General features: G+C 70.1%; 10 protein-coding genes and 6 tRNA genes. 9 read left to right on the top strand and 7 right to left on the bottom strand.

The features are described 5' to 3' along the window. Positions 1-31: 31 nt before the first annotated feature. Positions 32-103 (bottom strand) — tRNA-Val (locus ACFUPX_RS43540). Positions 104-169: 66 nt separating this feature from the next. Beyond that, complete coding sequence (locus ACFUPX_RS43535; RefSeq protein ID WP_383335194.1) at positions 170-601, bottom strand: TIGR02611 family protein; 432 nt, start codon at positions 599-601, stop codon at positions 170-172. A 191-nt stretch (positions 602-792) separates the two neighbouring features. Here ACFUPX_RS43535 and ACFUPX_RS43530 point away from each other — a divergent pair, with 191 nt between their 5' ends. Then, positions 793-1,206, top strand: coding sequence for an SsgA family sporulation/cell division regulator (locus tag ACFUPX_RS43530; RefSeq protein WP_003959770.1), 414 nt, complete (start codon positions 793-795; stop codon positions 1,204-1,206). A 251-nt stretch (positions 1,207-1,457) separates the two neighbouring features. Next, a complete protein-coding gene (locus ACFUPX_RS43525; RefSeq protein WP_383335192.1) occupies positions 1,458-2,075 on the top strand; it encodes a CGNR zinc finger domain-containing protein in 618 nt (205 codons plus the stop codon). Positions 2,076-2,104: 29 nt separating this feature from the next. Here the strand turns inward: ACFUPX_RS43525 and ACFUPX_RS43520 are convergent, their stop codons facing one another. Next, positions 2,105-2,275 carry a hypothetical protein gene (locus ACFUPX_RS43520; RefSeq protein ID WP_351164862.1) on the bottom strand — a complete coding sequence of 57 codons (171 nt, stop codon included), beginning with the start codon at positions 2,273-2,275 and terminating at the stop codon, positions 2,105-2,107. A 182-nt stretch (positions 2,276-2,457) separates the two neighbouring features. On the opposite strand from ACFUPX_RS43520, the gene ACFUPX_RS43515 reads away from it, so the two are divergent. Then, on the top strand, positions 2,458-4,005 hold the full coding sequence (locus ACFUPX_RS43515) for a DUF4874 domain-containing protein (RefSeq protein ID WP_383335190.1): 1,548 nt from the start codon (positions 2,458-2,460) through the stop codon (positions 4,003-4,005). 37 nt (positions 4,006-4,042) lie between these two features. Here ACFUPX_RS43515 and ACFUPX_RS43510 read toward each other — a convergent pair whose 3' ends face one another. Further along, positions 4,043-4,486, bottom strand: a complete 444-nt coding sequence (locus ACFUPX_RS43510) for a hypothetical protein (protein WP_383335188.1) — start codon at positions 4,484-4,486, stop codon at positions 4,043-4,045. 195 nt (positions 4,487-4,681) lie between these two features. Here ACFUPX_RS43510 and ACFUPX_RS43505 point away from each other — a divergent pair, with 195 nt between their 5' ends. Further along, the gene (locus ACFUPX_RS43505; RefSeq protein WP_383335186.1) at positions 4,682-5,218 is read left to right on the top strand and encodes a DsbA family protein; all 537 of its coding nucleotides are present in this window, start codon (positions 4,682-4,684) and stop codon (positions 5,216-5,218) included. Between the two features lie 16 nt (positions 5,219-5,234). On the opposite strand, the gene ACFUPX_RS43500 is transcribed toward ACFUPX_RS43505, so the two are convergent. The 3 genes from ACFUPX_RS43500 to ACFUPX_RS43490 form a co-directional block, all read right to left on the bottom strand. Continuing rightward, a complete protein-coding gene (locus ACFUPX_RS43500) occupies positions 5,235-6,059 on the bottom strand; it encodes a GNAT family N-acetyltransferase (protein WP_383335184.1) in 825 nt (274 codons plus the stop codon). A gap of 74 nt (positions 6,060-6,133) precedes the next feature. Beyond that, positions 6,134-6,955, bottom strand: coding sequence for an aminotransferase class IV (locus tag ACFUPX_RS43495; RefSeq protein ID WP_383335182.1), 822 nt, complete (start codon positions 6,953-6,955; stop codon positions 6,134-6,136). After that, positions 6,952-8,049 (bottom strand): chorismate-binding protein, encoded by a 1,098-nt coding sequence (locus ACFUPX_RS43490; protein WP_383335196.1) that lies wholly within the window; start codon positions 8,047-8,049, stop codon positions 6,952-6,954. Before ACFUPX_RS43490 ends, ACFUPX_RS43495 begins: the two co-directional genes overlap by 4 nt. Before the next feature lie 163 nt (positions 8,050-8,212). Between ACFUPX_RS43490 and ACFUPX_RS43485 the strand changes: the two genes are divergently transcribed. From ACFUPX_RS43485 to ACFUPX_RS43465, 5 genes are all read left to right on the top strand, one after another. Further along, positions 8,213-8,285, top strand: a tRNA-Gly gene (locus ACFUPX_RS43485). 39 nt (positions 8,286-8,324) lie between these two features. Next, positions 8,325-8,398 (top strand) — tRNA-Cys (locus ACFUPX_RS43480). Between the two features lies 1 nt (position 8,399). Next, positions 8,400-8,471, top strand: a tRNA-Val gene (locus ACFUPX_RS43475). 37 nt (positions 8,472-8,508) lie between these two features. Continuing rightward, positions 8,509-8,580 (top strand) — tRNA-Val (locus tag ACFUPX_RS43470). Positions 8,581-8,609: 29 nt separating this feature from the next. Beyond that, positions 8,610-8,684 (top strand) — tRNA-Val (locus ACFUPX_RS43465). The last annotated feature ends 31 nt before the right edge of the window (positions 8,685-8,715 follow it).

The following is an 8,715-nucleotide window of genomic DNA, read 5'->3' as shown; positions in this document are numbered from 1 at the left end:
GGCTTAAAGCCTCCGGGCCGCAGTTCCGGGGTGGGCGATACTGGGTTCGAACCAGTGACCTCTTCGGTGTGAACGAAGCGCTCTCCCACTGAGCTAATCGCCCCGGGCGCAGGGAGAACATTACCGCATGTCAGCGGGTGCCTCCCACCGCCGTGGAGTCACCCGAAGGTCACTCCTTGATCTTCCACGGCATCTCGAAGCCGAACTTCCAGACGTAGATCCCGACGAGCACGGCGATGATCACCAGGCCGATGGTCGTCAGGATGATGTTCCGGCGGCGGACCTTGGGGTCGAGCGCGCGCTGCGCCGCCTCCGTGACCTTCCGTTTCGTCCAGCGAAGGACCAGCTGGGCCCAGACGAACTCGGTCGCCCAGATCGCCATTCCACCGAAGATCACCAGCCAGCCCGGTCCGGGCAGCGGCAGCATGACGATGCCGGCGCCGACCACGGCGAGGCCGACGATGAAGACGCCCACCTGCCAGCTGAGGTGCAGCGCCTTGCGGGCCTGGATGAACTCCGGCGCACGCGATCCGAGCGGCTGTTCGTCCTTCGTGCCGGTGATTGTTTCGGCAACCCCCGGCTCGTTACTCCCCGTATTCATACGGCCAAACCCTACCGGACGGAAACCCGTCACTGGAATGGGCGTACCGACCGAACGCACAATCCGCCGTACGAGCTACCTAAAGACACCCAAAACCCTCAGAGGGGTTTACAACGGCACCGTAGGTGGCATGTCGATTTCGCCGACGTGCGAATCCCCGAGCGCACACTGAGCGAAAGGCCCTGGCGCTTATGAACACCACGGTCAGCTGCGAGCTGCACCTGCGCCTCGTTGTGTCGAGCGAGTCCTCACTGCCTGTACCCGCAGGACTGCGGTATGACACGGCCGATCCCTATGCCGTGCACGCCACCTTCCACACCGGAGCCGAGGAAACCGTCGAGTGGGTGTTCGCCCGCGACCTCCTCGCCGAGGGCCTGCACCGGCCCACCGGTACCGGCGACGTCCGAGTCTGGCCGTCCCGGAGCCACGGTCAGGGTGTTGTCTGCATCGCCCTGAGTTCCCCCGAGGGTGAGGCACTGCTCGAGGCCCCGGCGCGGGCCCTGGAGTCCTTCCTGAAGCGAACCGATGCGGCCGTGCCGCCCGGCACGGAACACCGCCACTTCGATCTGGATACGGAGCTCTCGCACATCCTGGCCGAAAGTTAGCTCCAGGCAGCGCGAGAGCGCCCGGCGCCGTCCGACTCGGGGCGACGGCTCGGGCATGACAACCGCACAGTGAAGACACACGCGCAGACACGCGTGCAGACACACCGGCGCCGTCGCCGCGGATTCCCGCGGGGACGGCGCCGGTGTGCGTGTCGTGAAGCCGCTAGCATCGGCCAGCATCGGCGGGCACCCTTCCCCGGCTCTCGACGAGCGGGGGCAGAGCCCACTACCCCCAGGCCAGGGAGCAAATCGTGCTGATCACCCACGACACCCGGTGCGCACTCGACGCCGTGGTCGATCTGGTGAACACCGCGCCGGACGACGAGGACACCGCGGACACCGCGGACCCGGCGGACGCCGCGAGCACCCAGAGCGCCGCGAGCTCCGGGGCGGAGGGACTCCCGGACCTGGCGGCCCTGGGCGAATTCGTACGAAGCCACGGCATAAGTGACGTCGGAGTGCTCACGGAGCGTGACCTCGCCGGAGTCCGGCACGTCCGGAGCCGCTTCCGAGAGGTCTTCGCGGCGCCCGAGCCACAGGCCGCGGCGGCGGTGATCAACGAACTGATCGCGGCGGCGGGCACCACGCCACGGCTCACCGACCACGACGGCTACGACTGGCACGTGCACTACTTCGCCCCCGGGGCGTCCATCGCCGATCACCTCGCGGCGGACTGCGGGATGGCGCTCGCCTTCTTCGTGGTCGCAGGTGAGCAGGAGCGGCTGCGGCGCTGCGAGGCCCCGGACTGCCGGCACGCGTTCGTCGACCTCTCCCGCAACCGTTCGCGCCGCTACTGCGACAGCCGGACCTGCGGCAACCGACTGCACGTCGCCGCCTACCGGGCCCGGCGCAAGGAAGCGGCGGGCTGAGCCCACGGCCGCGCCTTTCCGCCCCTCTCCTAGAGCCTCAGCAGGTCGTGCAACGACCCCATCAGGATCAGGACACCGATCACCGCCAGGAAGATCATGAGGGGTGGCTGGGAGAGCGCGAACAGACAGCCCTTGGGCTCTTCCGTCGCGGCTCGCTCATCGGTCGGCGGGGCGGCATCGCCCGGTGCGGTCTCCAGCATCTCGCGGCGATGATGACTCAGTCCCGGGGGTGCCGATGACCAACACGCCCGGAAGGAGCGGGAGTTCGCCGCACTCCGTGACCTGCAAAAGTCCAGCGTCCCGCACGTTCCGTCCATGGCTCACCAGCGACGCACCTCGTCAGACTCGGCACCGCCGCCGTCCACACGAACGAGGGAGTTTTATGACCATCGAACGCAGACGGTTGTTGACGACCGCGCTCGGCACGACCGCGGCAGCGCTGGCGCCGCTCCCCACCGCACCCACCGCGTCCGCCACCCCGGCGCCCTCCTGGCAGCGGGTCTCCCATCGCGGCATCCGCCCCGACGACCCGGCGGGCCGCGCCCCGTTGGCCAACCCGCGCCGCGGGTTCCGCTACGAGATGTCGTACAACGCGGTGGATCTGACCAGCCCGTGGCCGAACGAACAGGACCACTCCCCCGACGCCGCGCGGACCCTCGATGTCCTGGAGCGCGAGTACGGCCCCGGCGCGAACCTCACCCAGCTGTACTTCTACCTCTGGGACTTCGCGACCTCCACCATCCCGCAGAGCGCCCTCGACAACATCGAGAGCGTCTTTCGAGGGCTGCGCCGCAAGGGATACGCGGCGATCCTGCGCTTCGTGTACGACGACGGCGTACGCGAGAACCGCCGCTACACCGTGCAGGACATCCAGCGGCACATCGGACAGCTGGCGCCGGTCGTCGCGCGCAACAGCGACGTGGTGGCCGTGTGGCAGGCCGGATTCCTCGGCACCTGGGGCGAGTGGCACGGCAGTCACTACGCCCACGAGACCTACCCCGACGCGGTCACCGCCATCATGACGAGCCTCGTCGAAGCGCTGCCGCCGGGGCTGCACACGCAGGTCCGCTACGCCGAGAAGCGCGACCTGATCACCAACAGGGCGATCCTGGACCGGGTCGGCTTCCACAACGACTACGTGACGCTCGGCGAGGGCGAGTGGGACTACTACGTCCCCGAGAACCCGGGCTGGCCCAGCTATCTGGACGTCTCGCAGACGCGGATGGTGGACGGGGAGATGCCGTGGGACAAGGGGCAGAGCGCGGATCCGTACGCGTGGAGCACCGTCATCCCGGGGGTGGTCGCCGCGCGGCGGCTCCAGACGCTCCGGTTCGACAGCCTCTCCCTGGTACACAACGCCACGGTGACCGTCCCCGCCTGGAAGACCGCGGAGCTCACCGAGCGGCAGACCGCGGACGCGCTGCTTCCGGTCTCGGACGGCTACTTCCGGGGGCGTGACGGGCGGTCGGTGGCGCGCACGCAGTTCGAGTATCTGCGGGATCACCTGGGCTACCGCATCGAAGTGCGCGAGGCGCGCCACGATCTCGCCGCCGCCCGGCGCGGCCGTCTTCCCGTGCAGGTCGACGTGGTCAACCGCGGCTTCGCGGCGCCGAAGCACCCGCGTCCCGTGCGGCTCGTGCTCCTGGACGCCGACGGGCGGACGGTGGCCTCCACGGACACGGGGGCGGACTGGTGCGACTGGCTGCCGCAAGGCCGCGCGGAGACCGGTGACGACCACTCGGGGCCTGCCGTGGCGACCGTACGCGGAGAGCTCACGGTGCCCGCCGGGGCGCGGGGGCCGCATCGCGTGGGTCTTGCGCTGCCCGATCCCGCGTTTCCCGGCAGGGGGCGCGCGGTGCGGTGCGCCAACGCGTCTACGCAGTGGGTCGAGGGCGTGAACGTCGTCGCGAAGGTGCGGCTGGGGGGCTGAGCTCCTTCAGACGTCCGAGCAGCTGCCCGAGCTGCTCTCAGATGCCGTGCTTCTTCAGGATGGCCTCGATGTCGCTGAAGTCCTCCTTGGGCGCCGCCGCCTTCGGCTGAGCCACCGGCTGGGCGGCCGGGCGGGCGCCCTGGCCCAGAGAGGGCGCGGACGCCGCGGGGGCCACCGCCTCGCGCTGGGCCGCCTTCGCGGCCTTGCGCTCCTTGCGGGTGCCGCCGGTGCGGCGCTCCACGGCACGCGTGGCCATGAAGAGCAGCCAGGCGACGCCGAGGACACCGAAGCCCGCCCACGCCTTCATGCTGAAGGCGGTGTCCGCCAGCCATCCGACGACCCCGGTCATCACCAGGCCGATGGGGACCAGGGAGTAGGCGGCAAGGCGCGTCGCCGCGAGGAAACGCTTGCGGTAGGCCGTGAGCGCGGCTATGCCGAGGCCGGCCGCGGATACGGCTGAACAGACGGTCTCGGCAATCATCTGATCCTCCAGGCGTGCGGGCGTACTGGCGTAGACGGTGACACTGTCGCCCTTCCATCCTGCACCGGGCGGGCCCCGCAGGCCACGCCCTGAGAGGACTTCAGGGACATATCAGGGTCGGGTCTCCTCCCCAGGTTCCGGTCGGCGCCAGGACCCCGGTCGGCAGGCTGCCGCGGGGCTGGAAGACTGTGCCCCATGAGCGACTCTGCCCCCGCTGCCCCCACCGGCCCCCTCGTCATCGACATCTGGTGCGAGCTGGAGTGCCCGGACTGCCGGACCGCCCTCGACGACGTCCGCGTGCTCCGTGCCCGCTACGGCGACCGTGTCGACCTGCGCCTGCGGCACTTCCCCCTCGAAAAGCACAAGCACGCCTTCGCCGCCGCCCAGGCCGCCGAGGAGGCCTTCGAGCAGGGACAGGGCTGGCCGTACGTCGAGGCCGTGCTCGGCCAGGTCGAGGAGCTGACCCGCAAGGGTGAGCCCTTCCTGGTCGAGGCCGCCCGTGAACTGGGGCTGGACGCGGAGGAGTTCGACACCGCGCTCGTCGACGGCAGGCACATGCTGATCGTCGACGCCGACCAGGCCGAGGGCAAGGCGATCGGCGTCACCGGGACACCGACGTACGTCATCGGGGGCGAGCGCCTCGACGGCGGCAAGAGCCAGGACGGCCTGCTCGAACGCGTGGAGGAGATCACGGACCTCCTGCTCGCGGCCTCCGGGCAGCACGGCGCCTGAAGCAGCCGCTCGACGCCTAGAGCAGCTGCTTGTAGACGTAGTACATGACCGGTTCGTAGCCCAGCGACTCGTACAGACGCAGGGCCGGGGTGTTGCCCGCGAAGACGTTGAGCCCGATGCGGCGAAGGCCCACCGCCCGTGCCTGGGTCTCCGCGAGGAGCATCAGGGAGCGGCCGTGGCCGCGTCCGCGGTGCTCCTCGTCGACCTCGACGTCGAAGACGAACGCGTCGCCGTCACGCAGCGCAAGCCAGAGGGTGCCGACCTTCGTGCCCTCGTGCGTGAGCACGCTGAGGCTGGTGCCGGGGGTGGCCAGGCCCTGCGGCAGGTGGTCGGCGTGGTCGGCGTCGGACTTGGCGCGCGCCTCCGCCTCGGGGACCCCGCGCTCGATCCACGTCTGCGCGTAGTCCTCCTTCTCGCGGGCCAGCCACACCTCGTACTCGGCCTCGGTCATCTCGCGTCCCTCGGCGCCCGCGGGCAGCCCGGCAGGCTCCGCGGTCAGGGGCTTGACCATGTGGCGGTTGCGCTCCTGGTAGCCGAGGGACACGGCGAGCCGGTGGGCCGCCGCGGCCTCGGCGGGTACCGCCACTTCGATGCGCTCGCAGCCCCAGCCGCGCACCACCTCCTCGGCGGCGAGCACGGCGACGGTGGCACGGCCGCGCCTTCGGTCGGGCTCCTTGATGCTCAGATCCCGCATCTCGGCGACACCAGGCCCGAAGACGGGGTGCGTGGCGAGTTCTATCCCGCCCACAGGACGGCTGTTCACGCGCACTTCGTACGTGCGTGACTTGGCGCCGTCAGCGCTCTGCTGAAGCGGCCCGGTCGGCCGCAGGGTCGTGGTCATCAGTGGTGTTCTACCCGCCCTGCGGCTCGAGCGTCATCAGGATTACAAGCTGTTGCGGCGTCATGGCCCGCCGATCACGGGTCGAGGTCGTCCGCCGCCCGCTCGTCGAAGATCCGCATCGCCTTGGCGGTCACCGGACCCGGCGCCCCTGGAAGTTCGCGCCCGTCGATCCGGTGCACGGCCTGGACGTCACGGAGCGTAGAGGTCAGGAACACCTCGTCGGCGCGGTCCAGGACGTCGAGCGGCAGATCGCTCTCGCGCGCGTTCGTCCAGTCGACGGCCAACGCGCGCGTGATGCCCGCCAGACACCCGGAGGCGACCGGCGGCGTGTGGATCTCGCCGTCGAGCACCACGAAGACGTTCGATCCCGTGCCTTCGCACAGCTGCCCCACCGTGTTGGCGAACAGCGCCTCCGAAGCGCCCTGTTCGTGGGCGCGCGCGAGGGCGACGACGTTCTCGGCGTACGACGTGGTCTTCAGGCCGGTCAGGGCGCCACGTTCGTTGCGGGTCCACGGCACCGTGATCACGGCGGTGGTGTCGGGGCGCCTGGCCGCCTCGCCCAGGGCGACGACCAGCGTCTGCCCCTGGTCACCGCGGTCCGAGCCGAGCGGCGAGAGACCTCCGGTGTACGTGATGCGCAGCCGCCCCAGAGGCAGCGGATCGGCGTCGAGCACGGCGGCGCAGGCCGCGCGCACCTCGTCGAGGTCCGGCTCGGGCAGACCGAGGCCGCGCGCCGAACGGGCGAGCCGGTCCAGGTGCCGGGTCAGCGCGAAGGGCCGCCCCTCGACCGACTTCACCGTCTCGAAGATTCCGTCGCCGACGGTGAGTCCGTGGTCGAGCACGGAGACGCGGGCGGTTTCGAGGTCCTGCAGGCCGCCGTTGAGCCAGATCTTCACGAAAGGGTCCCTCCACTCACTTCGTACGCTCCCGACGCTACCGCCAGCAGCCGTTCAGCCTTCAGTTCGGTCTCCCGCCACTCCCCCTCGGGGTCCGATCCCCAGGTGATCCCCGCACCGGTGCCGAACCGCAGCAGGCCCGCCGCGCGGTCGATCCAGAAGGTGCGGATGCCGACGGCAAGTTCGCCGGCGCCCCGGTCGGCGTCGACCCAGCCGATGCCGCCGCAGTACGGGCCGCGGGGCGCGGTCTCCAGGGCGTCGATGATGCGCAGGGCGCTGGACTTGGGGGCTCCGGTGACGGAGCCCGGCGGGAAAGCGGCGGCGACGAGGTCGGCCCAGCCGGCGTCGGGGCGCAGCTCGCCCCGGACGGTGGAGACCAGGTGGACGAGCCCGGGATGCTTCTCGATCACGCACAGGTCGGGAACGGTCACGGAACCGGTCACGCAGATCCGCCCGAGGTCGTTGCGGACGAGGTCCACGATCATGACGTTCTCGGCGTAGTCCTTCTCCAGGAGGTCCGCCTCGGTGCGGCCCGTGCCCTTGATGGGCCCCGACTCGACGACGCGGCCCTCGCGGCGCAGGAAGAGCTCCGGGGAGGCCGTGGCTATCTCCACGCCGTGCTCGGGCAGGCGGATCGTTCCGGCATACGGAGCGGGGTTCCCGCGCGCGAGGAGCGCGGTGAGGGCGTCGATGTCCGCTTCGTCCCCACCGTCCCTACCGTCCGCGCCGTCACCGGCGCCCGGAAGCGGCGCGGACAGCACGCGGCAGAGGTTCGCCTGATAGACGTCGCCCGCCGCGATGTGTTCCCGCACCCGACGCACTCCGTCCACATACGCGGCGTGGTCGAGCGACGACGTCCAGTCTCCGGCGGCGGGCCCGCGCCACGCTCCCGGCACCGGAGCGGGCACCGGCTCCTCGCGTACGTCGTCGAAGCGGGCGCAGACCAGTTCGCCCTCGAAGTCCGCGCAGACCGCCCAGAAGCCGTGGGAGTCGAGCGCGGAGGGATCGCTGGTCACGTCCCTGAGACCGGTCGCGAGCAGGCCGCCGAAGCGCGCCATGGGCAGGGACGTCCCGGAGGGCGGCCGGGAGGACATCTGGGGGGCGCTGTGCACGCCTGTGAGTCTATGACCGGTGCGCTGGGCGCGCCCCGGGCCGGTGACAGCGCAGCACGCTGCGCAAACGCGTTTTTGTACTGGCCCAGGAATCCGCTAGAGTTCAACACGTCGCCGGGACGCGCAAGCGCACCGGGAAAGACAAGCGGACGTAGCTCAGTTGGTAGAGCGCAACCTTGCCAAGGTTGAGGTCGCCAGTTCGAACCTGGTCGTCCGCTCGCAGGAAGTGGGGGATCTTCCCGACCCCCCGCACTCCTGGTGGAGTGGCCGAGAGGCGAGGCAACGGCCTGCAAAGCCGTCTACACGGGTTCAAATCCCGTCTCCACCTCCAAGCGCGATTAGCTCAGCGGGAGAGCGCTTCCCTGACACGGAAGAGGTCACTGGTTCAATCCCAGTATCGCGCACGCAGCACAACTGAAGTTCTGGTCCGCAAGGATCCCCGCGCGATTAGCTCAGCGGGAGAGCGCTTCCCTGACACGGAAGAGGTCACTGGTTCAATCCCAGTATCGCGCACGCAGTAAGCTTCACACGCGGGTTCACCCGCGCGATTAGCTCAGCGGGAGAGCGCTTCCCTGACACGGAAGAGGTCACTGGTTCAATCCCAGTATCGCGCACCATCCGTACGAAGCCCCCGGCCGTTCCCACGGC

This window comes from Streptomyces sp. NPDC057302 (assembly GCF_042667685.1).
Taxonomy (GTDB): Bacteria; Actinomycetota; Actinomycetes; order Streptomycetales; family Streptomycetaceae; genus Streptomyces.
This window is presented reverse-complemented; position numbering and strand designations above follow the sequence as displayed.

Bases quoted from the DNA above. Each gene is read 5' to 3' on its own strand.
- ACFUPX_RS43510 (WP_383335188.1), bottom strand. From the start codon at position 4,486: ATGATTGCCGAGACCGTCTGTTCAGCCGTATCCGCGGCCGGCCTCGGC.
- ACFUPX_RS43535 (WP_383335194.1), bottom strand. From the start codon at position 601: ATGAATACGGGGAGTAACGAGCCGGGGGTTGCCGAAACAATCACCGGC.
- ACFUPX_RS43530 (WP_003959770.1), top strand. From the start codon at position 793: ATGAACACCACGGTCAGCTGCGAGCTGCACCTGCGCCTCGTTGTGTCG.
- ACFUPX_RS43520 (WP_351164862.1), bottom strand. From the start codon at position 2,275: ATGCTGGAGACCGCACCGGGCGATGCCGCCCCGCCGACCGATGAGCGA.
- ACFUPX_RS43505 (WP_383335186.1), top strand. From the start codon at position 4,682: ATGAGCGACTCTGCCCCCGCTGCCCCCACCGGCCCCCTCGTCATCGAC.
- ACFUPX_RS43500 (WP_383335184.1), bottom strand. From the start codon at position 6,059: ATGACCACGACCCTGCGGCCGACCGGGCCGCTTCAGCAGAGCGCTGAC.
- ACFUPX_RS43515 (WP_383335190.1), top strand. From the start codon at position 2,458: ATGACCATCGAACGCAGACGGTTGTTGACGACCGCGCTCGGCACGACC.
- ACFUPX_RS43490 (WP_383335196.1), bottom strand. From the start codon at position 8,049: ATGTCCTCCCGGCCGCCCTCCGGGACGTCCCTGCCCATGGCGCGCTTC.